The sequence below is a fragment of the Serratia sp. CC22-02 genome (assembly GCF_900182895.1).
GTDB lineage: Bacteria > Pseudomonadota > Gammaproteobacteria > Enterobacterales > Enterobacteriaceae > Serratia > Serratia nevei.
Genome location: NZ_FXUD01000009.1, coordinates 149,924 through 171,539 on the forward strand (window position 1 = coordinate 149,924; position 21,616 = coordinate 171,539).

General features: G+C 60.6%; 23 protein-coding genes. 13 read left to right on the forward strand and 10 right to left on the reverse strand.

What is annotated here, in order from left to right; all coding sequences use genetic code 11:
• Positions 1 to 171: 171 nt before the first annotated feature.
• Positions 172 to 1,008, forward strand: a complete 837-nt coding sequence (locus tag QOL81_RS23140; protein WP_004930856.1) for a MurR/RpiR family transcriptional regulator — start codon at positions 172 to 174, stop codon at positions 1,006 to 1,008.
• A 41-nt stretch (positions 1,009 to 1,049) separates the two neighbouring features.
• On the opposite strand, the gene QOL81_RS23145 is transcribed toward QOL81_RS23140, so the two are convergent.
• From QOL81_RS23145 to QOL81_RS23160, 4 genes are all read right to left on the reverse strand, one after another.
• Entirely contained in the window at positions 1,050 to 1,388 is a 339-nt protein-coding gene (locus tag QOL81_RS23145; protein WP_049202849.1) for a type II toxin-antitoxin system RelE/ParE family toxin, read from the reverse strand.
• 14 nt (positions 1,389 to 1,402) lie between these two features.
• Positions 1,403 to 1,672: a hypothetical protein gene (locus QOL81_RS23150; protein ID WP_004930864.1), complete on the reverse strand. Its 270-nt coding sequence runs from the start codon at positions 1,670 to 1,672 to the stop codon at positions 1,403 to 1,405.
• Positions 1,673 to 1,846: 174 nt separating this feature from the next.
• Positions 1,847 to 2,668 (reverse strand): 5-deoxy-glucuronate isomerase, encoded by an 822-nt coding sequence (gene iolB / locus QOL81_RS23155; RefSeq protein ID WP_033636349.1) that lies wholly within the window; start codon positions 2,666 to 2,668, stop codon positions 1,847 to 1,849.
• A gap of 77 nt (positions 2,669 to 2,745) precedes the next feature.
• Complete coding sequence (locus QOL81_RS23160; RefSeq protein ID WP_049202852.1) at positions 2,746 to 4,251, reverse strand: CoA-acylating methylmalonate-semialdehyde dehydrogenase; 1,506 nt, start codon at positions 4,249 to 4,251, stop codon at positions 2,746 to 2,748.
• A gap of 267 nt (positions 4,252 to 4,518) precedes the next feature.
• Between QOL81_RS23160 and QOL81_RS23165 the strand changes: the two genes are divergently transcribed.
• From QOL81_RS23165 to QOL81_RS23175, 3 genes are read left to right on the forward strand one after another with little or no spacing between them, the layout of a single operon-like run.
• Positions 4,519 to 4,824, forward strand: coding sequence for a hypothetical protein (locus QOL81_RS23165; protein ID WP_139159295.1), 306 nt, complete (start codon positions 4,519 to 4,521; stop codon positions 4,822 to 4,824).
• Positions 4,808 to 6,250, forward strand: coding sequence for a sugar porter family MFS transporter (locus QOL81_RS23170; protein ID WP_049202853.1), 1,443 nt, complete (start codon positions 4,808 to 4,810; stop codon positions 6,248 to 6,250). The genes QOL81_RS23165 and QOL81_RS23170 overlap by 17 nt, the downstream gene beginning before the upstream one ends.
• 32 nt (positions 6,251 to 6,282) lie before the next feature.
• Complete coding sequence (locus tag QOL81_RS23175) at positions 6,283 to 7,119, forward strand: TIM barrel protein (protein ID WP_060424467.1); 837 nt, start codon at positions 6,283 to 6,285, stop codon at positions 7,117 to 7,119.
• A gap of 36 nt (positions 7,120 to 7,155) precedes the next feature.
• Here QOL81_RS23175 and fetB read toward each other — a convergent pair whose 3' ends face one another.
• The 5 genes from fetB to QOL81_RS23200 all read right to left on the reverse strand — a co-directional run bounded on the left by fetB (position 7,156) and on the right by QOL81_RS23200 (position 10,659).
• Complete coding sequence (gene fetB / locus QOL81_RS23180; protein ID WP_049202855.1) at positions 7,156 to 7,929, reverse strand: iron efflux ABC transporter permease subunit FetB; 774 nt, start codon at positions 7,927 to 7,929, stop codon at positions 7,156 to 7,158.
• The gene (gene fetA, locus QOL81_RS23185; protein WP_047729658.1) at positions 7,916 to 8,593 is read right to left on the reverse strand and encodes an iron efflux ABC transporter ATP-binding subunit FetA; all 678 of its coding nucleotides are present in this window, start codon (positions 8,591 to 8,593) and stop codon (positions 7,916 to 7,918) included. Before fetA ends, fetB begins: the two co-directional genes overlap by 14 nt.
• A 190-nt stretch (positions 8,594 to 8,783) precedes the next feature.
• Positions 8,784 to 9,071 carry a FaeA/PapI family transcriptional regulator gene (locus tag QOL81_RS23190; protein ID WP_070913853.1) on the reverse strand — a complete coding sequence of 96 codons (288 nt, stop codon included), beginning with the start codon at positions 9,069 to 9,071 and terminating at the stop codon, positions 8,784 to 8,786.
• Between the two features lie 38 nt (positions 9,072 to 9,109).
• Entirely contained in the window at positions 9,110 to 10,216 is a 1,107-nt protein-coding gene (locus tag QOL81_RS23195; RefSeq protein ID WP_283440039.1) for an FKBP-type peptidyl-prolyl cis-trans isomerase N-terminal domain-containing protein, read from the reverse strand.
• A gap of 29 nt (positions 10,217 to 10,245) precedes the next feature.
• On the reverse strand, positions 10,246 to 10,659 hold the full coding sequence (locus QOL81_RS23200) for a YuaE family lipoprotein (protein WP_038871468.1): 414 nt from the start codon (positions 10,657 to 10,659) through the stop codon (positions 10,246 to 10,248).
• A gap of 757 nt (positions 10,660 to 11,416) precedes the next feature.
• On the opposite strand from QOL81_RS23200, the gene QOL81_RS23205 reads away from it, so the two are divergent.
• From QOL81_RS23205 to pdxR, 9 genes are all read left to right on the forward strand, one after another.
• Positions 11,417 to 11,947 carry a fimbrial protein gene (locus QOL81_RS23205; protein WP_038871472.1) on the forward strand — a complete coding sequence of 177 codons (531 nt, stop codon included), beginning with the start codon at positions 11,417 to 11,419 and terminating at the stop codon, positions 11,945 to 11,947.
• A 91-nt stretch (positions 11,948 to 12,038) separates the two neighbouring features.
• Positions 12,039 to 12,590 (forward strand): fimbrial protein, encoded by a 552-nt coding sequence (locus QOL81_RS23210; protein WP_087762453.1) that lies wholly within the window; start codon positions 12,039 to 12,041, stop codon positions 12,588 to 12,590.
• A gap of 71 nt (positions 12,591 to 12,661) precedes the next feature.
• Positions 12,662 to 15,163, forward strand: coding sequence for a fimbria/pilus outer membrane usher protein (locus tag QOL81_RS23215; protein ID WP_038871477.1), 2,502 nt, complete (start codon positions 12,662 to 12,664; stop codon positions 15,161 to 15,163).
• 24 nt (positions 15,164 to 15,187) lie between these two features.
• On the forward strand, positions 15,188 to 15,934 hold the full coding sequence (locus tag QOL81_RS23220) for a fimbrial biogenesis chaperone (RefSeq protein ID WP_159318741.1): 747 nt from the start codon (positions 15,188 to 15,190) through the stop codon (positions 15,932 to 15,934).
• A gap of 11 nt (positions 15,935 to 15,945) precedes the next feature.
• Positions 15,946 to 16,557 (forward strand): fimbrial protein, encoded by a 612-nt coding sequence (locus QOL81_RS23225; protein ID WP_047729654.1) that lies wholly within the window; start codon positions 15,946 to 15,948, stop codon positions 16,555 to 16,557.
• Between the two features lie 14 nt (positions 16,558 to 16,571).
• A complete protein-coding gene (locus tag QOL81_RS23230) occupies positions 16,572 to 17,576 on the forward strand; it encodes a fimbrial protein (protein WP_060424454.1) in 1,005 nt (334 codons plus the stop codon).
• 17 nt (positions 17,577 to 17,593) lie between these two features.
• Positions 17,594 to 18,133 (forward strand): fimbrial protein, encoded by a 540-nt coding sequence (locus QOL81_RS23235; RefSeq protein WP_038871490.1) that lies wholly within the window; start codon positions 17,594 to 17,596, stop codon positions 18,131 to 18,133.
• Positions 18,134 to 18,241: 108 nt separating this feature from the next.
• The gene (locus QOL81_RS23240) at positions 18,242 to 18,865 is read left to right on the forward strand and encodes a LuxR C-terminal-related transcriptional regulator (protein WP_060441415.1); all 624 of its coding nucleotides are present in this window, start codon (positions 18,242 to 18,244) and stop codon (positions 18,863 to 18,865) included.
• 79 nt (positions 18,866 to 18,944) lie between these two features.
• A complete protein-coding gene (gene pdxR / locus QOL81_RS23245) occupies positions 18,945 to 20,438 on the forward strand; it encodes a MocR-like pyridoxine biosynthesis transcription factor PdxR (protein ID WP_060424451.1) in 1,494 nt (497 codons plus the stop codon).
• Here the strand turns inward: pdxR and QOL81_RS23250 are convergent.
• Positions 20,435 to 21,274 (reverse strand): DMT family transporter, encoded by an 840-nt coding sequence (locus tag QOL81_RS23250; RefSeq protein ID WP_087762451.1) that lies wholly within the window; start codon positions 21,272 to 21,274, stop codon positions 20,435 to 20,437. The two genes, pdxR and QOL81_RS23250, sit on opposite strands and share 4 nt — an antisense overlap.
• Between the last annotated feature and the right edge of the window lie 342 nt (positions 21,275 to 21,616).

A 21,616-nucleotide genomic window follows, 5' to 3' on the forward strand; every position in this document is an offset into this window, starting at 1 on the left:
ATTTCGCCGCTTTAAGGGGATTTTTTTGCCCCTTTTCTGTGAAGTCGCGCAATGTGCGATCGAATAAATCGCTTTTTGAGGAAATGAAATTTCCGCTCCGTCTGTTAAAATACCCTGTCAATATTTCAGGCGTCAGGCCAATGCGCCTTCACCCCACTGCGAGCCGAATGGATGAACAACCCAACTCAACTTTCGCTGTTACAGGACGAGATTCGCCACCGTTATGAAACGCTGAGCAAGCGTTTGAAGCAGGTGGCGCGCTATATTTTGGATAACAGTAACAGCATCGCTTTCGATACCGTTGCCTCCATCGCCGCACAGGCCAGCGTACCGCCTTCCACCCTGATCCGTTTCGCCAACGCCTTCGGCTTCAGCGGCTTCAACGAAATGAAGCAGGTGTTCCGTCAGCATCTGATGGAAGAAACGGTGAACTATACCGAACGCGCGCGCCTGTTCCGCCAAACCTCCACCGACGACAACGTCGCGCCGGAGAAACCGGCGGAAATTCTCAACGTATTCACCATGGTCAACGCGCAGGCGCTGCAGCAGCTGGCGATGCAGATCGCCCCCGAGCAGCTGGATCGCGCCGTCGAGTTGCTCAACAACGCCGAAAATATCTACGTGATCGGCCTGCGCCGTTCGTTCAGCGTCGCCTCCTATCTCACCTATGCGCTGCGCCATCTGGAGCGCCGCGCGTTTCTGATCGACGGCCTGGGCGGCATGTTCACCGAACAGCTGAGCATGGTGAAACCGAAGGACGTGGTGATCGCCATCAGCTATTCGCCGTACGCCCGCGAAGCGGTGGAACTGGTGGAACTGGGCGCCAAGCGCGGTGCGCAGCAGATCGCCATCACCGACAGCCAGGTAAGCCCGCTGGCCGCCTTCAGCGACGTCTGTTTCGTGGTGCGCGAAGCGCAGGTGGATGGGTTCCGCTCGCAGGTGGCTTCGATGTGCCTGGCGCAGACGCTGGCGGTCTCGCTGGCGCTGAATAACGCCCGGGACGAGTAAGGCTGGGGTGAACGCGCCCGACAGGCTCGGGCGCGGCGGGATTATTGCAGCAACAAATAGCGGTAGAGCGCGCTTTCCAGATCCTGCTTCATGCTGATGAAAAGCAGAATCTCCACCGTCTGGCCGTCGTAGTCATAGATGACGCGGTATTCGCTATCGGGATCCAATCGCTCGTGCAACCGTACCCCCATGCCCGCCAGCACGGCGTTGAAGCGGTAGCGGGCAGGATCGTCGGCAATTGCCGCAAGAGACGATAACAACAGATTGTCCACGAACACCCCGGCTGCGGCGGCCCCTATCGTTCCGCTCTTGTAAGACTCGATGTCTTTCAGGCTCCATTCCGCCGCCGGCGCGACGGTAAAACGTATTTCCTTGGGCATCCTGCACCTCGGGCCTATTTCCGCGCGTCGCGCAGCCGCTGCAACGTTTCTTCGGGCGACAGACCGCGCTGATTTTTAATCTCTTGCTTCGCCATCATAGTCAGTTTCAGCAACGCGTTGGACTGGCGCTCCAGATTGCGTTCCCGAATTTCGGCCTCTCTCTCAGCCGCCGTTTGCACAAACAGCTCGGCAACACCATTTTTTGTGACGTAAACCCCGCCTTCAAACAGATCGGGCGAACCTAATCCTTCTCGCGCCGCTTTTTGGGACATGGTGGTCGTCATGGTTTTTCCTCCTGCGCATAGGCAATCACGCTGTATCACAGCGGTTCTTTGGATTCACTCAGCCGGGGAGCGATCGCGTGCGGACAGGTTATCATTTGAACAAGATGGAGGGCAAATTTAGGTCAAATTTATACCCTGATAAAAAGAAAGCCCGGCAAGCCGGGCCTCAAGCGCTTATTGCGCGGCGGGATAGCCGTCGCCGTTAATCCAGGCGTGGTCTTTTTCCCAGGTGAATTTCCACTGCCGCACCGGCCCGGCCATCACGTTGAGATAATAGTTGTCGTAGCCTGCCAGGGTCGCCACCGGGTGATAACCGCGCGGCACTTTCACCACGTCGCGATTGTAGACCGGCATGCACTCGTCGAGCGTGCGATCGTCGGTATAGACACGCTGCATGCAGAACCCCTGCTCCGGCTGAATGCGGTGATAATACGTCTCTTCGAGATAGGTTTCGTCCGGCGAGTCTTCCCGATCGTGCTTGTGGCTCGGGTAGGAACTGGTGTTGCCCTCGTCGGTGTAAACCTCCACCACCAGCAGGCTGTCGGCCGGCTCGCTGTCCGGCAGAATGTTGTGCACCAACCGCTGGTTACGCCCCTTGCCGCGCCGCTCCACGCCGATATCCGCCGGCGTGATCAGCCGTGAGGGCAGGTGGCCGCTGCCGGGCGCGCTGCACACCGCCAGCTCCAGATCGGTTTCTGCCCGCACGTCGATGCGATCGTGATGCGGCACATACACCGCGTAAGGCGGCGTGCGCTCGAACGGGCTCATGCGTTTGCCGATATGCGGGTACTCGGCGCGCAGCGTGGCGACGGAGGCGATACCGGCCACCAGCACCAGGCACAGCTCCTTATCGCCGCACTCAAGCTGAAGCGACTGCCCGGCGGCCAGGCGATAAACGTCAAAGCCGACATAGCGCCAACCGGCATTTTCCGGCGTCACGTGCTGGATGCGCCCTTCGGCGTTCGGCGTCTGACATTTGGCAAGCAGTGAAGACATCTCGATTCTCCTGTTAATGATTCGTGCAAAGGCCGCTGCCCCGAAGGAGCAACGGCCTGGCCTGAATATGACAGCGCTTAACCCAGCGTCGGCATGCTGAATTCGGACACCGTCTGCTGCCCGGCCGGCCAGCGCGCGGTGGCGGTCTTCATGCGCGTGTAGAAGCGCACGCCGTCGGTGCCGTGCACGTTCAGCGCGCCGAACACCGAGCGCTTCCAGCCGCCGAAGCTGTGGAACGCCATCGGCACCGGCACCGGCACGTTGACGCCGACCATCCCGGCCTGCACTTCTTGCACGAACTGGCGCGCGTAGTGGCCGCTGCCGGTAAAGATGGCGCTGCCGTTGCCGAACTCGTGGCCGTTCACCGTGTCGATGGCGGTACGGTAGTCCGGCACCCGCACGATGCCCAGCACCGGCCCGAAGATCTCTTCACGGTAGATGCGCATGTTCGGTTTCACATGGTCGAACAGCGTGCCGCCGACGTAGTAGCCTTCAGGATAGCCCGGCACCTGATAATTGCGGCCGTCGGCCACCAGGGTCGCGCCTTCTTCCACGCCCAGATCGATGTAGCCCAGCACCTTCTTCTGGTGGGCGGACGACACCAGCGGCCCCATTTCATTCTCTTCGCCGCCCTGCTGCAAGCCCGGCCCGACGCGCAGCTGCGCGATCAGCGGCTTCAATTTGGCGATCAGTTTGTCGGCGGTATCGTCACCGACCACCACGGCGATCGGCAACGCCATGCAGCGCTCGCCGGCGGAGCCGAACGCGCCGCCCATCAGCGCGTTAACCGTGGCGTCCAGATCGGCGTCCGGCATGACGATCGCCTGGTTCTTCGCCGCCCCGAAGGCCTGCACCCGCTTGCCGTGCGCACTGGCGGTGGTGTAGATATGTTCCGCCACGGTGGAGGAGCCGACGAAGCTCACCGCCTGAATGCGCGGATCGGTGCACAGCTGCGCCGCGTCTTCATTGGCGCAGTGCACCACGTTGAACACGCCGTCCGGCAGGCCGGCTTCTTTCAGCAGCTCCGCCAGGCGCACCGAGGCGGAAGGCACCAGCGCCGGCGGCTTGAGGATGAAGGTGTTGCCGCAGGCCAGCGCGATAGGGAACATCCACATCGGCACCATCGCCGGGAAGTTGAACGGGGTAATGCCCGCCACCACGCCCAGCGGCTGCATCAGCGAGAAGCTGTCGACGCCGCTGCCGACGTCCGGCGAATACTCGCCCTTGATCAGATGCGGGATGCCGCAGGCGAATTCGACCACTTCCATGCCGCGCGTCAGTTCGCCCAGCGCATCCGAGTACACTTTGCCGTGCTCGCTGACGATAAGCTCGGCCAGCTCGTCGCGGTGCTGTTCCAGCAGCGCCTTGAAATTGAACATGATGCGCGCGCGGCGCAGCGGCGTGGTGCGCGACCAGTCGGCAAACGCCCGATGGGCCACGTCGATGGCCTGTTTGACTTCGGCGGCGGTGCTCTGCGTGACGCGCCGCTCGACCTGCCCGCTGGCCGGGTTGTGCACGTCAACGGTTTGATTACTGCTGCTCAGGCACACCTGCCCGCCAATAAAGTTACCCACGGTTTTCATGTCACGCCCTCTTTTCAAGTCCGCTGTCGCCTGGCCATTCGCCGGCGGCACGGCGTTAATCGTCCCGCTCGCCAAACCCCGTCGGCAAGCCGGCTAAATCCTGACCGGATGCAGCAAACTCTATTTCATTGAAAAAAAAGTTTCAAATAAATTGTTTTGGAAAATTTATTTTTAGTGCGTGAGGTCGCAATTTTGCGGTGTCGATCCGGTTGGCGCTTTCATTACCGTGCCAGGGAAAGCGCAACGGCGGAGAAGAAATCCGGGGTAATGCACACTGACTTTTCTACAGAAAACCCGCGCTATGCCTGCCCTGTCGTCGTTACCGCCAGCCCCCGTTCGCCCAAGATGCCCGAATCGCTCGCGCCGGTTTTTTTTGAACTGGATCTAAAAATCAATATTCCATTATTCACTAATTATGAAATAAATGTTCTTGTTTGTTCCAGCATTTATCGACGACATCGCCTTGATGACAGGCACGGTTCACACCCTTCCGCTCGCCCTCTTCCCGACACCCCAACCGTGCGGACGGAAGCCAGGATAAAAATCGGAGCAACACATGTCATATCAGCGTAAGCACAATACCGGCTACATATTGCGAATTTGCGGCATCGCCGCCCTGGGCGGCATTCTGTTCGGCTACGATACCGCCGTGATCTCCGGCGCGATCGAAGCGTTGAAAACCTATTTCAGTCTCAGCCCGGCCGAAACCGGTTGGGCAGTCTCCAACGTGGTGATCGGCTGCGTGGTCGGCGCCTTCGCCGCCGGGCCGCTGGCGGCGCGCTGGGGCCGTAAAAAGGCGCTGATGCTGGCGGCGCTGCTGTTCACCGTGTCCGCCGTGGGCGCGGCCTTGGCCCCGACCTTCACCTGGTTCGTCATCTACCGCATCATCGGCGGGCTGGCGGTCGGCATTGCCGCCACCGTGTCGCCGATGTACATGTCGGAAGTGTCGCCAAAAGACATGCGCGGGCGCGCGCTCAGCATGCAGCAGTTCGCCATCGTCTTCGGTCAGATCGTGATTTTCTACGTCAACTTCAAAATCGCCAGCCTCGCCAGCGAAGCCTGGCTGGTGGAAATGGGCTGGCGCTGGATGTTCGCCTCGGGCGTAATCCCCTGCATTCTGTTCTGCATCCTGGTGTTCGTCATTCCTGAATCCCCGCGCTGGAACGTAATGATGGGGCGCGACGATCAGGCGCTGGCGATGTTGACCAAGGTCTCCAACGCCGCCCACGCGCAGAATCTGCTGAAAGAAATCAAAGACTCGCTGCAGCAGGATCAACAGCAGCAGCACCGGAAGCTGAACTACGGCGATGTGCGGGTACGTTTCATCCTGTTCGTCGGCTGCATGATCGCCATGTTGCAGCAGGTGACTGGCGTCAACGTAATGATGTATTACGCGCCGGTGGTGCTGAAAACCGTGACCGAAAACGCGCAGGAAGCGCTGTTTCAGACCATCTGGATCGGCGTGCTGCAGCTGGTCGGTTCGGTCATCGGCGCCATGCTGATGGATCGCATGGGCCGCATTCCCTTGATGCGTTATGGCACGCTGGGCGCCATCGCCGGCCTGCTGCTCACCTCGTACGCGCTCTACACCCAGGCCACCGGCTATTTCGCGCTGTTCGGCATGCTGTTCTTCATGGTGTTTTATGCGCTGTCCTGGGGCGTCGGCGCCTGGGTGCTGGTGTCGGAAATCTTCCCGAACCGCATGCGCGCGCAGGGGATGAGCATCGCCGTCGGCTGCATGTGGGTCGCCAACTTCGCGGTGTCGCAGTCGTTCCCGATGATCAACGACCACCCGTATCTGTTCTCGCATTTCCACGGCGCCTTCCCGATGTGGATCTTCGCCGCCTGCTGCCTGTTCAGCTACTGGTTCATCGGCCGCTACATTCCGGAAACCAAAGGCGTCTCGCTGGAAAAAATGGAGCAGGTGGTGCTGGCCAAACGCCACCGTCACCCCCTGCCCGACGGCAAGCCGCTGCCGCTGGAAAACGGCAAATCCTGATCTCTCAACCCTGACCGCTGGAGTAATGCCTCATGACACTTGCGCTGGACCGCTTCTGCATTAACCGCAAGATCGCGCCGAATCTCGATCTGGACAGTTTTTTCCGCCTGGTGAAACGCTGCGGGCTCAGCAAGGTTGAGCTACGCAACGACATGCCCAGCGGCAAGGTAACTGACGATCTGAGCGACGCGCAGCTCAACGCGCTCGCCGCGCAATACGGCATCGAGATCGTCACGATCAACGCCCTTGGCATGTTCAATCGGGTAGACGACCCGGCGGCGCTGCTGCAGCGCGCCGAAGCGTTGCTAGCGCAGGCGCAGGCCATCCACAGCCGGGCGCTGGTGCTGTGCCCGCACTGCAGCGCCGATGACAAGCGCAGCGAGCAGCAAAAACGCGACGACACCCTCGCGGCATTGCGGTTGCTGGCGCCGCTGTTTGCGCGCTATGGCGTACAGGGGTACGTCGAGCCGCTGGGCTTCGGCATCAGTTCGCTGCGATCGTCGCTGCTGACTCAGGCGCTCATTCGCGATTCGGGCGCGCCGTACCGCATCGTGCTCGATACTTTCCACCACTACCTGAGCGATGTGACGCAGGCCGACTTCGATGCGCAAATCCAGGTGGCGCAGATCGGCCTGGTGCATCTGTCCGGCGTGGAAGACGGGCGGGATAAAGGTGCGCTGAGCGACGAAGAGCGCATCATGCTGAGCGAGGGCGATCGGCTGGAGAGCCGCCGCCAGGTGCAGAACCTGGAACGCCTGGGCTACACCGGCGTCTATGCCTTCGAGCCCTTCTCTTCGCAGCTGGACAGCTGGAGCGAGGCGGATATCGAACGGGAAATCCGCCACAGCATTGCCCTGCTGCAAGGGTAAAAAAAACGGCCTCCGCGGAGGCCGTTTTTCATAGCGTTACTTCAGGTTGCCGACCACCAGCTGGTGGCGCTCGTTGTAAAACTTACGGTAGGCCAGATAGCAGGCGATGATGGTCGACAGGCTGGCGGTAGAAAGCAGCATGAAGGTCACCATAATCTGGTATTTGATCGCTTTCACCGGGTCGATGCCGGCGAAGATCAGCCCGGACATCATGCCCGGCAGGCTAACCAGCCCAACGGTTTTCGCCGAGTCCACGGTCGGGATCAGCGAAGCGCGGATGCTGTCGCGGATCAGCGCCGCCGAAGCGAACTTGGGCGTCGCCCCCAGGCTGAGCATCTCCTGAATCTTCTGCTGTTCGCTTTTGAAACGCTGGCCGAGGTTGGTGTAGCACAGCCCCACCGCCACCATGGCGTTACCGGCGATCATCCCGGAGATGGGGATCACCTGCATCGGCGTAAATTCGATGGAGCCGGTCAAGACCAGCACCGCCAGCGTCAGCACCGCGCCGGTGGTGATGGCGATAAACGACGTCACGAACGCGTGTTCGACGTACTTGCTGCGTTTCTTGGCGTTGTAGGCCGCGTTAAAGCAGATAAACAACACCATCAACACGGTAAGCACCGCGTTATCCAGGTCGAAAATATACTTCAGCACATAGCCGACGATGATCAGCTGCACCACCGCGCGGCAGATGCTCCAGATAATGTCCTTTTCCAGCGCCAGCTTTTCCCGGTGGCTGATCAGGATGGCGACCACCACCAGGATCATCGACAAGCCTAAGGATTCGTTGGTGATGTTATGCTGATTCATGCTGTTGCTCCTGTTGCTCGGCGCCGTGCGCGCGCAGGGTGATCACCTCATCCGCATGCGCTATCTCTTCGGTATCGTGCGTCACCCACAGCACCGCCAGCCGGTGCTCCGCCACCAGCTGATGCACTATCTCATTGACGTTGCGTTTGTTTTCCTCGTCCAGCGCGCTGGTGATCTCATCGAGCAGCAGCACCCGGGGCATAAACTGCAGGTTGCGGATCAGGGAGACGCGCTGCTTCTCCCCGCCGGACAGCTCATTGATGCTTTTGGTCAGCATCGCCTCCGGCAGCCCGAAACGCGTTAGATCGGCCTTCATTTTTCGTTCATCCGGCGACTGTTGACGGATCTGATAGGGCAGCGCCAGATTGTCGTAAACCGTATTGCCGAACAGCGCCGGCGTCTGGAAGCAGTAAGAAACCTGCTTGCGATACGCCTCCGGCGACATCTCGGCGATCGCCTGGCCGTCGAAATAGAGGCTCCCGCGGGTCGGATCCATTAAGGAAGAGATGATTTTCAGCAGCGTGCTTTTCCCGCAGCCGGAAGGCCCGGTGATCAGTTTGAACTCGCCCTCACCCAGCGTGAAAGAGACGGAGTCCAGGATCACCTGGTTGTCTATTTGATAATGAATATCATCCAATCTCAGTATGTCTTTCTTTTCCTTCATTACGATGCCGGCTCCCTACACCTGTTCCCGTCTGAGCGATAAGTATATGGCCGCAAAAAACATCTTAGCAATGCCTGCGCGGATGGCAGAGAGCGGAGAGGAGGATTGGCGGAGCAAAACGCCCCGCCAAATGATAAGATTAATTAATGATTAGCTGTAGAGATAGTCAAAAGCGACCGCCAGGGTCGAATCACTCTTTTTTTATCGCTGCCTGTTCGTCGCCGCTGTACCAGCGTAGAGAATTGTTGATGCTGCGGTGGGTGCAGTGGACCTTGCCCTCCTTTTCCAGCGCCAGCAGCAGGGTTCGGGTGGTATAAATGTTTTCGCCGCATTTATCCGCCAGCTCGCGCGTCTTCGGCCACTGCTCCGGCGGGGGATGGTGGCCCCCTGACCCTTCGACACGCTCTCTGCACAATCCTTGCAACACATTCAGCATCAGCGATTTTCTGCTTTCAAACGTTTTCGGCGCCTTGGCCATAGCATTCCTCCTGAGTGGTTACTGCTGAGCTCCCCCGCTCACGGCTGCACGTCAGCGATGCGCAGGGTATAAATCATGGTGGCATCCGGGGGGATTGCCGGCGGGCTGCCCTGCTTGCCGTACGCCAGCGCCGGCGGCACCACCAGCGTGATCGAGCCGTGGCGCTGCAGCTTCTCGATAGCGGCGCGAAACAGCGGCGGATAGCGCGTCAACGGCTGAGAGATCACCGTCCCTGCCAACTCCATATCTTTGACCACCCGGCCGTCGACCAGGCTTTCGCGCACCACGATATCCACCCGATCGTCGGCACCAATCGCCCCATTGCCGGCATAGTCCACCCGGTAGTAGAAACCGAGCGCATCCTGCTTGACGCCCTCCTGACGGGCGAAATCGGCCAGATAGGCTTTGTCGTCCCGCGGTGGCGGTGGCGCCTGCGTCTGCTGCAACCGCAGCTGCGCCGTGCGCAACGCGCTGTCGATGGCGGCCTCATCCAGCCGCAACCGCCCGGCCAGGGTATCGGCGATGCCGGCCAGCAGCAGCCGGCTGTCCGCCTCCAGCCCCGCGCGCCGGTTCTCCTGCTGCAAATGCACAATGTCGCGCCCCAGAGACACGCCGGCGGCATACGCCTGTTTGTCCGCCTCGCTGGCCAGCAAGGGCGGTTCGGTGGCCTGCTGCCGCTCGGCCAGCAAGGTGTCGATCCGCTGCCGCTGCTGCGCCAACTGCGCCGCCAACCTTGCGCTGCGCTGTTCGGCCCGCGTGAGCGAAGCGGCCAATGCGCCCACCTCAGGCACCGGCGCAACGGCTTGCCGCAATCCCTTCAGGGCATCGGCCAGCGGCCGAATGTCGACGGCGGCCCGCTCCCGTTTCGGCGCCGCCGCGGCCTGAGCCGCCGCTAACTGCCGCTCCAACTGACGAATTTTCTCCGCCTGCTGTTGCAAAGACTGCTTCAGAGAAGTTAAACGAACGCCGTCTGCCCCGGCGATGGCAGCCGATTTGGCGGCCGGTGCGGGCGCCGGTTTACGCGCGGCGTCTTCCCCGAGCGCGGCCGGCGGCGCCTGCCGTTGTTCAGCGAACTTCAACAGGGCGGGAATGCCGTCGTCGGCGGCGCAAGCGGCCCCGTTCGCCGCCAACAGCAAAAAGCCCATCGCCCATCCTTGCGCGCATCGCTTCATGGCTACAGATTCTCAACCCGGCTGGACAGATCGGACATCAGCTCATGCTCGACGTCGGCGCAGAATTTCTCGGTTTTATATTGATAAAGAGCATCAATCGCTTTACGGGTACTCTCATCCACGTTGCCGCGCACCCCGGCATATCCCGAGGCGTTGGAAAGCAGGCCGTTAAAATAGGCAATGCGCTTTTGGTAACTTTGCGGATTAATATTCTTTAACGAATTAACCCGTTGTTGGCAAAGCGCGATGCGTTGTTCATCGGATTTATCATTAGGATTGTTCTGTGAAAGTTTTTTCACAGAATTCAGTTTTGTCTTGCTACCGTCCGCACAGCCAGATAGCACCATAAAAGACAGCAAAAATATAGCCAATCCCACCTTGCGGCGTCCACCGCAAGCATTAATCATCGTTATCATTCCGTTTATAATCCTTTAATTGTCACTTAGGTCATCATTATGTGGCGAACGGCAGCGGCACATGCCTTAATTTGATTAATCAAAAGGGGTTAGACAGCGAAAAATCCCTATGCCGCAATGCGATAGAATAATTCACTACCGGTGTAATTGTTATTCAATTGTTAATTAATCAGATCTAAACGCAGGTTAAACGCGAATAAGAAACCCAATCACTCGCGAACAGAAAACCACGAAACAACAATAAAAACAATGAATTATGTTTTATATTTTGTTTCTAAAGGGAAATGCATCATCTGCTGCCTAAGGGCGATATTAGCAAAACAATATTGTGAATTGTAGGTGCACCCCTATTTCCCCCGATCTAATATCTCGCATATCGTTATTTATATAGTGATTTATACTGGATAATATTTGTATACGATCTATTGATTTTAAAGCAAATATATTTCTTTTTCCTTTTGGTTTTATATTCTGAATTTGACTTAATTTAATAAAATCTATTTCCAAGCAATACTATTATTTGCAAGAATATTCCCAGCAACACGCCACACATAAAACTCGTATTTTATTTACCAGAAAATCCATTGTCGATTTTCCAAATCTCGTTATTTCTCATAAATAACGGATGTTGGCGTATTGCCCAGAGCAAAAGGATCTGGCTCCAACCGCACGGCCGGCGACATGGCGTTGCTGCCGCCGCGGGGGATTTAGATGTGCTGTTCTTTTTATTTAAAAACTCTCTACAGGAACCTGAGAAATGAAACTGAATAAATTAATGCTGGCAACCGTGATTGCTTTCGCTTCCGCATCTGTTGCTCATGCCGCATCTAATCAGGGCAGCGGTAAAGTCACCTTTACCGGCGAAATTATCGATGCGCCATGCAGCGTCGCGCCGGAATCCGTTGATCAGACCGTGCCGATGGGCCAGATCAGCAGCCGCATCCTGGCCAACCAGGGTAAATCCAGCATGCAGCCTTTCAACATCGAACTGAAAGATTGCTCCATCTCCACCATGAAAAACGTCAAAGTGACCTTTACCGGCACGCCTGATCCGATCAACAGCAAACTGCTGGCTCTGAGCGGCACCGCAACCGGCGCCGGCATCGTGATCTACGACAACCTGCACTCCAAAGAAGTGGAACTGGGCACCGCGACCGACGGCCAGGGCCTGAACGACGGCGACAACTCGCTGAAATTCGCCGCTTACCTGCAGGGCAGCAGCGCCTCAAGCACCGTGGTACCGGGCGACTTCACCAGCGTGGCGAACTTCACCCTGGCTTACCTGTAATACCCCACAGGGGATGTCTCAGGGCATCCCCCGCTTTATTGCATGCCGAGGATACCGGCAAGGGAACAGGGAAAGACAGGGAGACGCCAGTATGACTATCCGCCTTTGCGGCCTGTTGCTCATCGCGCTCAGCGCTGGCAACGCGGTGGCGGCAGCGAAAAATCAGGGCCACGGCAAAGTCAGCCTGGGCGGCACCATCGTCGAAACGCCGTGCGGCATCGCCAGCGACAGCCTGGATCAAACCGTCGATTTCGGGCTGATCTCCATGAGCGACGCTTCGCAGGACGGGCAGTCGGTGCTGATCGGCAGCCGCCGCCATTTCACGATCAAACTGGTGAACTGCGAGCTGGCCAGCCTGGTGAAGCCTGACTTCATCTATCGCGCGGCCAACGTCACGTTCGACGGCACCGCCGACAGCCGGGATCCTTCTCTGCTGGGCGTTTACGGCGAGGCGAAGGGGGTGGCTATCGAGCTGTTGACCGATGCCGGCACCCCGATCCCGCTCGGCAGCACGACGGCGGATTACCAGATTGTCGCCGGCGACAACACGCTGCGCTTCGGCGCGCAGTTGCGCCTGCATCCCGACAAGGCGCGGGCGGGCGGCTTCAGCTCTCTGGCCAAATTCACCCTGTCTTATCTCTAGCGCCGGCGGGCGCTGCACAGCATTACGTATTCAGGTCGTACGGATGACCTGCTATTGGGCGCGGACTTGCCATGAGTGATTATGCTATGACGTCATTACTGACACGGAAACACCTACCTCTCCTCGTCATTCTATCTTTCCTCTGGGTGCGTCCGGCATTTTCCGCCACGGAGTTCAATACCGACGTTCTGGACATCGGCGAGCGCAGCAAAGTGGATCTTTCGCGTTTCTCCGATGCCGACTACGTCATGCCCGGCGCTTATTTGCTGGACATCAAGATCAACCAGAAAACGCTGCCCCAGCGCAGCATTCAGTATTTCCCGTCGCCGGATAACAAAAGCGGCAGCCAGGTGTGCCTGCCGCCTGACCTGGTGGAAAAAATGGCGCTGAAAGAAGAAGCGGCCAAAAAAGTCACCCTATGGCACGACAACCAGTGCGCCGACATTCGCGGCATCAAAGGCGCGACCGTCTCCGATCGCATCGGCGGCGGCGTGCTGGCGATCACCATCCCGCAGGCGTGGATGAAATACTCCGATCCCGACTGGACGCCGCCCGAGCAGTGGGACGACGGCATCCCCGGCCTGCTGCTGGACTACAACCTGAGCGGCCAGTTAGGCAAGCAGAACCACAACAACAACACCGCCCAGAACCTGAGCAGCTACGGCACGCTGGGCGCCAATATGGGCGCCTGGCGCCTGCGCGCGGACTACCAGGCCAATTACAATCAGCAGGCCGGCGATCGCAGCACCGGTTTCGACTGGAACCAGATCTACGCCTATCGCGCGCTGCCGATGCAGGCCGCCAAGCTGACGCTGGGCGAGATCTATCTCGACTCCGGGGTGTTCGACGCCTATCGCTTCACCGGCCTCAACCTGGCCAGCGACGAGCGCATGCTGCCGCCTAATCTGCAGGGCTATGCGCCGGAAGTGCGCGGCATCGCCAAGAGCAACGCCAAGATCACCGTCTCGCAGGAAGGCCGCACGCTGTACGAAACCACCGTGCCCGCAGGGCCGTTCGCCATTCAGGATCTCAACAGCTCGGTGCGCGGCAAGCTGGACGTCAAGGTGGAAGAGCAAGACGGCACCGTCTCGACCTTCCAGGTGGATACCGCCACCATTCCGTACCTGACCCGACCGGGCTACGTGCGCTACAACGTGGCGCTGGGCAAAACCTCGGCCTACGACCACCGCACCCAGGGGCCGCTGTTTTCCGCCAGCGACTTCTCCTGGGGCCTGAGCAACGCCTGGTCGCTGTACGGCGGCGCGCTGCTCGGCGGCGACTATAACGCCTGGGCGCTCGGCCTCGGCCGCGATCTGAACGTGTTCGGCGCCATGTCGCTGGACGTCACCCAGTCGATCGCCCGCCTGCCCGGCGAACCGACCGCCAGCGGCATGTCGTTCAAGCTCAACTACGCCAAACGCTTCGACGAGCTGAACAGCCAGATCACCTTCGCCGGCTACCGCTTCTCACAGCGCAAGTTCATGAACATGTCGCAGTACCTGCAGGAGCGTTACGGCGATTACGACAAGAATTACAACGGCCGTCAGAAAGAGCTGTACACCATCACCGCCAGCAAAACCTTTATGGCGGAAGACAGCGCCAAGGCGATCACCGCCTACCTGACCTACTCGCACCAGACCTATTGGGATGCGCGAACTCAGGATCGTTACGGGCTGTCGGCCAGCAAGCTGTTCAGCGTCGGCGATATCAGCAACATCACCGCCTCGCTGTCGGCTTACCGCACCTATTACCAGGGCCGCACCGACGACAGCGTGATGCTCAACTTCACCGTGCCGATCGGCGATCGCCGGCGCGTCGGTTATGCGCTGCAAACCAACAATGGCGATGTCACGCAGACCGCGTCGTACAACGACTACAGCGATCCGGACAATACCTGGCAGGTCAGCGGCGGCTTTAATCAGTCCGGCAAATCGCTGGCGCGCGGGTACTACACCCATAACGCTTCGTTCGGCTCGCTGAACGCCAGCGCCTCTTACCAGCAGGACAGCTACTCGTCGATCGGCGGCTCGTTCCGCGGCGGCCTCACCGCCACCCGGCACGGTATCGCGGCGCACCAGAACTCGAGCAACGGCGGCAGCCGCATGATGCTCGACACCGACGGCATCGCCGGCGTGCCGATCAACAACGGCCGCGCCTACAGCAACCGTTTCGGGCTGGCGGTGATTTCCGACATCACCAGCTACTACAACACCGACACTCGCATCGACGTCAACAAGCTGGCGGACGACGTTGAGGCCACTCGCGCCGTGGTGCAAGGCACGCTGACCGAAGGCGCGATCGGCTACCGCCACTTCGAGGTGGTGAAAGGCAGCAAGCTGCTGGCCACCATTCGCCTCGCGGACGGCAGCGAACCGCCGTTCGGCGCCGCAGTGCTGAGCGAGAAAGGCCGCGAGGTCGCGGTGGTCAACGACGGCGGTTCGGTCTACCTGACCGGCGTGCAGCCGGAGGAAAAACTGGACGTCGCCTGGGAAGGCCAACGCCGCTGCCGCATCGTGATCCCGGGCGCCGCCAAGCCGCTGGACCAGCTGCTGCTGCCGTGCGCCACCCTGTAATCCGTAACGCTGAGAAATAATGACATGAACAAACACCCGATAACGCTACTGACCGCCGCCGGCCTGGCCCTGACCGCCGTACTGCCCACCGCCGACGCGGCGATATCGCTGGATCGCACGCGCGCCGTCTATGTGAGCGACGCCAAATCGATCAGCCTGAATATCGTCAACGAAAACAAAGAGCTGCCTTTCCTGGCGCAGTCCTGGCTGGAGAACGAGCAGCACCAGAAAATCACCTCGCCGCTGGTGGTGCTGCCGCCGTTGCAGCGCGTGGAGCCGAGCGAACGCAGCGTAGTGCGCATCACCAAGACGCCGGAGGCGGATCGCCTGCCGCAGGATCGCGAGTCGGTGTTCTACTTCAACCTGCGCGAAATTCCGCCGAAAAGCACCAAAACCAACGTGATGCAGCTAGCGCTGCAAACGCAGATCAAACTGTTCTACCGGCCGAAGGCCATCGTCGCGCCCAAGGGCCAGGTGTGGCAGGAAAAGCTGGTGTTCCGTAAAAGCGGCGGCGCCATCACCGTCGACAACCCGACGCCGTTTTACATCACCCTGACCGGCATGACGCGGCAGACGCAAAAACAGGGCGGTGGCGCGATCGGCGGTTTTCAGCCGCTGATGCTGAAGCCGAAATCCAGCGAAAGCCTCAAGCTGCACGACACCGGCATGAACAGCTTCGTCATTACCTACATCAACGACTACGGCGGCCACCCCGAACTGCGCTTCGCCTGCAACGGCAACGTTTGCACCGCCGTGCCCGAGAAAAAATAAGGAGGTCCAGCATGGCTGAATTCACCGATCGACTGCGCCCGCTGCTGCTCGGCGCACTGCTGTGCGGCGGCAGCGCGCTGGCGGCAACGCCGCTGGGCGTGATCGAAGGCACCACCGGCACCGTCAGCTTTCACGGCGGCCTGCTCAGCTCCCCCTGCAGCCTGACGCCGGACAGCCGGGATCAGTCCGTCGATCTGGGCGACGTCAGCGCACGCGACTTCCGCAACGCCGGCGATCGCAGCGCGCCGGTGCGTTTTCGCCTCTCGTTCCGCAACTGCCTGCTGGGCGCGCGCGCGTTGGCGGATAACCCGGCCGGCCCGCGCAACGGCGACGCCGGCCGCCTCTATCTGCAGGGAGAGCAGGCCGCGACGCTGGTGTTTCTCGGCGAAAGCGACGTCGACAACCCGTCGCTGCTGAAGTTGAACGGCGGCGTGCAGGGCATCGGCCTGCGGCTGCAAGACCAGCAGGGCCAGGCGCTGGAGCTGAATCAGCGCAGCCGCCCCTACATTCTGCAACCCGGCAGCAACACCCTGTGGTTCAGCGCCAGCGTGGAGTCCACCCAGCGGGCGGTGATGGCGGCCGGGTTCGCCGCCGTGGCGCACATTCAGGTGATTTACCTGTGAGGCTCGAGAACGCGATGAAAACTCAACTGACCAAACTCTGCCTACCGCTGGCGATCGCCCTGGCGGCCCCCGCCGCCTGGGCCAACGGCTACGTCACGCCGGACGGCGGGCCGAAACAGTTCTATATCGATCTGAATGAAACCAACATCACCAACCAGGTGGGGTTCACCAAACTGTTTCCCTATGACCTGGGCGGAACCTATACCGGCAAGGTGTATTGCGATACCCCCATCCCCACCAGCCCGCACTTTTACAAGTCGGATTCGGCGTTGCCCCCCTCCGACTATGGCAATGGCTATTTAAAACTGAATGACTTTTTGGATTTAAAGGCCGAGGTGTGGATCGCCGGCAACAAGAACGCCTACGTCACCGTGCCTTTTTACAACGAATCGAATTTGCTTAACCAACACAGCTGCCGGCCACCGTACTTGCAGGTCAACAACTACGGCAGCGGCTCCAAAGGCAAGATCACCTTCCGGGTGCGCAAAAAGATCATCAACGGCGTTGAGATTAACGATCGGCAGATCATCGAGATGTACGGCCGCCTCGGCTCGACCGACGGCGGCTTCGGCCCCAACCCGATGGCGCAGGTGTTCATCCAGTCCGCGATCCTCTACGTGCCGGATAAATGCGTGGTGAACGAAGGCCAGTTGATCAACGTGGAGTTCGGCGAGATCGGCGGCAGCGATCTCAACGGCTCGAACTACCCGCAAAGCATTCCGGTGCGCTTCCAGTGCGAGGGCGGCAGCTTCGAGGACGGTACGCTGAACATCAAGCTGGCGGTGTCGGGCACGGCGGCCGCCTTCAGCAACGAGGTGTTCAAAACCGACAAGAACGATCTCGGCATCCGGCTGACGCACAACGGCCAGCTGGTTATCCCGAATGAGTTTTACCCGGTGCCGAATATCGGCAACGGCGGCTCCTGGAACCTGGTGGCGGCACCGTTCGCCAACGGCGGCGCAGAGATCGGCGAAGGGGAATTCAACGCATCGGCCACCATCGTGGCGGCATTCCAGTAACCGAGGGAGGAACGAAAATGCGTCTACGCGCTTTAGCGCTGCTGAGCTGCGTGCCCTGGTGGTTTACCGCCATGCCGGCGACGGCGAACACCGAGCTTATCGGCGCGCCGGTGCAGTTCCACGGCACCGTGGTGAGCCGCCCGTGCAATATCGAACCGCAGTCCGCCGATCAACTGGTGGAGATGGGCACGGTGATCGTCAAAACCCTGTACCGCTACGGCCACACCACGCCGGTGCCGTTCAGCATCAAGCTGACCGACTGTAAGACTACGGTGTTCAAATCCGTCAGCGTGACCTTCAGCGGCACCGAAGACGGAGAGCTGCCGGGCAAGCTGGCGATCAACAACGGCGCGAACGGCGCCGCCATCGCCCTGTTCGATCATCAGGGTGCAGATATCGATCTGAATAAGGCCACCAGCGCCGTCGCGCTGCAAAACGGCCCCAACAGCCTGAACTTCACCGCCTATGTACAGGGGCGGCCGAGTGCGATTCAGAACCAAAGCATTACCGAAGGCGAATTCACGTCCGTCGCCAATTTTGTGCTGGCGTACCAATAAGCCCGCACCGCCCCAGGGAAATCAGGAAAACGACCGGCGCGCGAACGCCGGCGATTGGCCGTCACCGTTCGCTCCGGCGCGGTGACGCGGCCTTTTAAGGAGCCACCCATGCCAGATATTCGCTTCACGCTGTTCGACAGCGATAACTTCTACCAGCAGGGGCTGCGTCTGCTGCTGCAGGACTATCTGCACTCCCTGAACGAATGCCAGCGCCGGTATCCGCAGTTCTCACCGCTGGCGCTGCAGGCGTTGGATAACATCGAAATCGTGTTCCGCACGCCGGAAGAGCGCTGGGGCTGCGCCTGCTGTTATCAGAGCCCCTACGGCATCCCGCGCCAGCGGCAGCTGACCCTGCTGATCCTCGACGACACGACCCAGCAACAGGTGAAAAACCTGCCGCCGCTGTTCAGCATCCATCGGCGCGATTCGGCCTACGCCATCCGTCTCAAGCTGCAAATGGCGTTGGAAAAATTCATCCAGCATCCGTGGATGGCGCTGCATGCCGCCGGCATGTGGAAATGCCAGGCCTGCCGCATCGCCGCGCTCAGCCACTGCGAGAAAAAGGTGCTGGGATTGATGAGCAGCGGCATGTCCGCCTGCAGCATCGCCGGCCTGCTGCAGCGCAGCCAGAAAACCATCAGCGCCCACAAGCGTTCGGCGATGCGCAAGCTGAACGTGCGCAAAAACAGCGAGTTGAATAAGGTGCTGCTGAATCAGCGGGGGCTTGGCTGAGCAACAACAGGCTCGCGAGTGACGCCAGAGTGGTTTACTCTGAATACTCATTTTCGTACTGCAAAACGAGCCGGAATGCATGCCCAGAACAGCCAAAGTCGTTGACGTCCCCGCCATCGGCGAGCTCGATCGCCTGGCGGGCCAGCTTAGCCACCAGCTGGCGCAGGCCCTGCGCCAGGCCATCCACCGGGGCGATCTGAAAGCGGGCGATCTGCTGCCCTCGACGCGCCGGCTATCAGCGGCGCTGAATCTGGCACGCGGCACGGTATTGGAAGCATTCGCTCAGCTAACGGCGGAAGGCTTTCTCGAACCGCAGCCCGGCTCCGGCACCCGGGTCGCTCACTATCAGGCGCCGCGGCGCACGCCGCACGCCAACGTGCAGGCGAGTTCGGCGGTAGCGGTGCCGCTTTCTTCACAGGCGCAGCATCTGGCGCGCTTCGCCGCCCAGGCACGGGCGCTGCCGCCGGTGCCGTTCACCGTCTCGGTGCCGATCGGTGATACCGCGCCCGACGATGTCTGGCGGCGGCTCGGCAACCGCATCCGGGCACGTGGCCCGGGCGCCCCGTCGGGCTACGGCGATCCGCTGGGCGCGTTGCCGCTGCGCGAAGCCATCTGCGACTATGTGCGCCGTTCCCGCTCGGTAAACTGCACGCCGCAGCAAATCCTCATCACCTCCGGCACGCAACAAGGGCTCTATTTGGCCGCCCAGATCCTGCTGGACGCCGGCGACAGCGCCTGGGTCGAAGATCCCGCCTACGCCGGCATTACCGCCATTTTCGACAGCCTGTTTCGCGATCGGCACATGATTAGGGTGCCCGTCGCCGACGACGGCATCGACGTTGCCGCCGGCGTGCGTCTGGCCGCCGACGCCCGCGCCGCCTTTGTCACGCCGTCGCATCAATATCCGCTGGGCATGCCGATGAGCATGGCGAAAAGAAGCGCCCTGCTGGCCTGGGCCAAAGAGCGGCAGGCCTGGATCGTGGAAGACGACTACGACAGCGAGATGCGCTACGCCGGTCACCCGTTCCCTTCGCTGCAGGGGTTGGCGCCCGAACGGACGCTCTATCTCGGCACCTTCAGCAAGGTGCTGTTCCCTTCGCTGCGGCTAGGTTACGCCATCGTGCCACCGCCGCTGGTCGACGCCTTTTGCGGCGCCAGGATCCTGATGGATCGCCATCCACCCAGTGCGGATCAACACGTGCTGGCCGCCTTTATCGCCGAAGGGTATCTCGACCGCCATATCCGCAAAATGCGCGGCGTCTACGCCGAGAAACGCCGGGTGCTGATCGAGGCGATCAACACGCATATCCCCGCGGAGCTGGCGGTCGTGCAGCCCTGCGATCAGGGCATGCACATGGTGCTGTGGCTGAGGAAAGATCTCGATGACGTGCGGGTCGCCCAATGCGCCAACGAAGCCGGATTGGCGCTGCGGGCGGTGTCGCCGATGTATGCGCCCGGCCACGGTGAGCCGGGTCTGGTGCTGGGATTGGGCGGTTACGCCGACCGCCAGGTGCAACAGGCGGTGGAACGGCTCGGACAGGTGATCCTGGCCTGCGCCGGCAGCGGCGCCTAGCGGGAAAAACGTTTGGCGCCGAACACGCAAACCACCACGCCGGCCATCACGGCGATCATCATCGGCTGGACGGTCTCATGCAGCAGCCAGCCCGCCAGCGCCAGGCCGAAGAACGGCTGCAGCAGCTGCAACTGTCCGACGGCGGCGATGCCGCCCTGCGCCAGGCCGCGATACCAGAAAATAAACCCAATCCACATGCTGAACACCGAGACGTAAACCAGCGACAGCCAGGCGGCGCCGCTGATCGCAGGCCAACCGGCCGGTGCCGCCAGCCAGGTGGCTGCCAGCGTCAACGGCAATGCCACCACCAGCGCCCAGGAGATCACCTGCCAGCCGCCGATCCGGCGCGACAGCACCGCCCCTTCGGCATAGCCCAGGCCGCACAGCAACACCGCCCCGACCATCAGCGCATCCCCTTGCCAGGCACCGCCGCTCCCCTGGCTCAACGCGAAAGCACCCACCAGCACGGCGCCGACGCCTGAAAAAGCCCAAAAAGCGGGCTTGGGCCGTTCTCCGCCGCGCAAAACGCCAAAACCGGCGGTCGCCAGCGGCAGCAGGCCGATGTACACCAGCGAATGCGCCGACGTGGTGTGCTGCAGCGCCAGCGCCGTCAGCAGCGGAAAACCGATGACCACGCCGAGCGCCACAAACAACAGCGGCGGCAAATCGGCCCGCGTCGGCCGCGCCTGCCGGGTGATCAGCAACGCACACAGGGCCAGCAAGGCGGCGATCGCCGCCCTGACCGCCGTCAGAAACAGTGGATCGAGCTCCAGCACCGCCACCCGCGTGGCGGGCAGCGAGCCGCTGAAGATCATCATGCCGAGGAAGCCGTTCATCCAGCCCTGAGCCGAATGCCCGGCGGCGGGATGAGCAGGGGGAACAACGAGAGTTTTTTCAGACTGACTGTCCGTCATGTGAACGCTCCGCACGCCTGAGGCATACCGAAATCGGCAACCCGCGAGGCGATGTCATAGTGAAAGAGAACATCGTTCCCCGGCGTCGCTTGCCGGGGCCAGGTTCTATTTTTCAGATAAAGCGGTTCACAGACAGGTCCAGATAGCGAGATTTTCACTGTGCCGGTTAGCAAAGCGCGCCGCTAACGCCAAAGAAGGGCGTTTTTCGGGCTGTCCTTGGCCGTTTGGCGACTCTGCCTGCGGGGTATCATGGACTTTTATGCG

Excerpts from the sequence above, each read along its gene's own strand:
- QOL81_RS23215 (WP_038871477.1), top strand. The coding sequence starts at position 12,662 with ATGAGTGATTATGCTATGACGTCATTACTGACACGGAAACACCTACCT.
- fetB (WP_049202855.1), bottom strand. The coding sequence starts at position 7,929 with ATGAATCAGCATAACATCACCAACGAATCCTTAGGCTTGTCGATGATC.
- QOL81_RS23165 (WP_139159295.1), top strand. The coding sequence starts at position 4,519 with ATGCACACTGACTTTTCTACAGAAAACCCGCGCTATGCCTGCCCTGTC.
- pdxR (WP_060424451.1), top strand. The coding sequence starts at position 18,945 with ATGCCCAGAACAGCCAAAGTCGTTGACGTCCCCGCCATCGGCGAGCTC.
- QOL81_RS23195 (WP_283440039.1), bottom strand. The coding sequence starts at position 10,216 with ATGGGCTTTTTGCTGTTGGCGGCGAACGGGGCCGCTTGCGCCGCCGAC.
- QOL81_RS23235 (WP_038871490.1), top strand. The coding sequence starts at position 17,594 with ATGCGTCTACGCGCTTTAGCGCTGCTGAGCTGCGTGCCCTGGTGGTTT.
- QOL81_RS23150 (WP_004930864.1), bottom strand. The coding sequence starts at position 1,672 with ATGACGACCACCATGTCCCAAAAAGCGGCGCGAGAAGGATTAGGTTCG.
- QOL81_RS23140 (WP_004930856.1), top strand. The coding sequence starts at position 172 with ATGAACAACCCAACTCAACTTTCGCTGTTACAGGACGAGATTCGCCAC.
- fetA (WP_047729658.1), bottom strand. The coding sequence starts at position 8,593 with ATGAAGGAAAAGAAAGACATACTGAGATTGGATGATATTCATTATCAA.
- QOL81_RS23200 (WP_038871468.1), bottom strand. The coding sequence starts at position 10,659 with ATGATAACGATGATTAATGCTTGCGGTGGACGCCGCAAGGTGGGATTG.
- QOL81_RS23145 (WP_049202849.1), bottom strand. The coding sequence starts at position 1,388 with ATGCCCAAGGAAATACGTTTTACCGTCGCGCCGGCGGCGGAATGGAGC.
- QOL81_RS23210 (WP_087762453.1), top strand. The coding sequence starts at position 12,039 with ATGACTATCCGCCTTTGCGGCCTGTTGCTCATCGCGCTCAGCGCTGGC.
- QOL81_RS23220 (WP_159318741.1), top strand. The coding sequence starts at position 15,188 with ATGAACAAACACCCGATAACGCTACTGACCGCCGCCGGCCTGGCCCTG.
- QOL81_RS23230 (WP_060424454.1), top strand. The coding sequence starts at position 16,572 with ATGAAAACTCAACTGACCAAACTCTGCCTACCGCTGGCGATCGCCCTG.
- QOL81_RS23225 (WP_047729654.1), top strand. The coding sequence starts at position 15,946 with ATGGCTGAATTCACCGATCGACTGCGCCCGCTGCTGCTCGGCGCACTG.
- iolB (WP_033636349.1), bottom strand. The coding sequence starts at position 2,668 with ATGTCTTCACTGCTTGCCAAATGTCAGACGCCGAACGCCGAAGGGCGC.
- QOL81_RS23240 (WP_060441415.1), top strand. The coding sequence starts at position 18,242 with ATGCCAGATATTCGCTTCACGCTGTTCGACAGCGATAACTTCTACCAG.
- QOL81_RS23250 (WP_087762451.1), bottom strand. The coding sequence starts at position 21,274 with ATGAACGGCTTCCTCGGCATGATGATCTTCAGCGGCTCGCTGCCCGCC.
- QOL81_RS23160 (WP_049202852.1), bottom strand. The coding sequence starts at position 4,251 with ATGAAAACCGTGGGTAACTTTATTGGCGGGCAGGTGTGCCTGAGCAGC.
- QOL81_RS23190 (WP_070913853.1), bottom strand. The coding sequence starts at position 9,071 with ATGGCCAAGGCGCCGAAAACGTTTGAAAGCAGAAAATCGCTGATGCTG.
- QOL81_RS23175 (WP_060424467.1), top strand. The coding sequence starts at position 6,283 with ATGACACTTGCGCTGGACCGCTTCTGCATTAACCGCAAGATCGCGCCG.
- QOL81_RS23170 (WP_049202853.1), top strand. The coding sequence starts at position 4,808 with ATGTCATATCAGCGTAAGCACAATACCGGCTACATATTGCGAATTTGC.
- QOL81_RS23205 (WP_038871472.1), top strand. The coding sequence starts at position 11,417 with ATGAAACTGAATAAATTAATGCTGGCAACCGTGATTGCTTTCGCTTCC.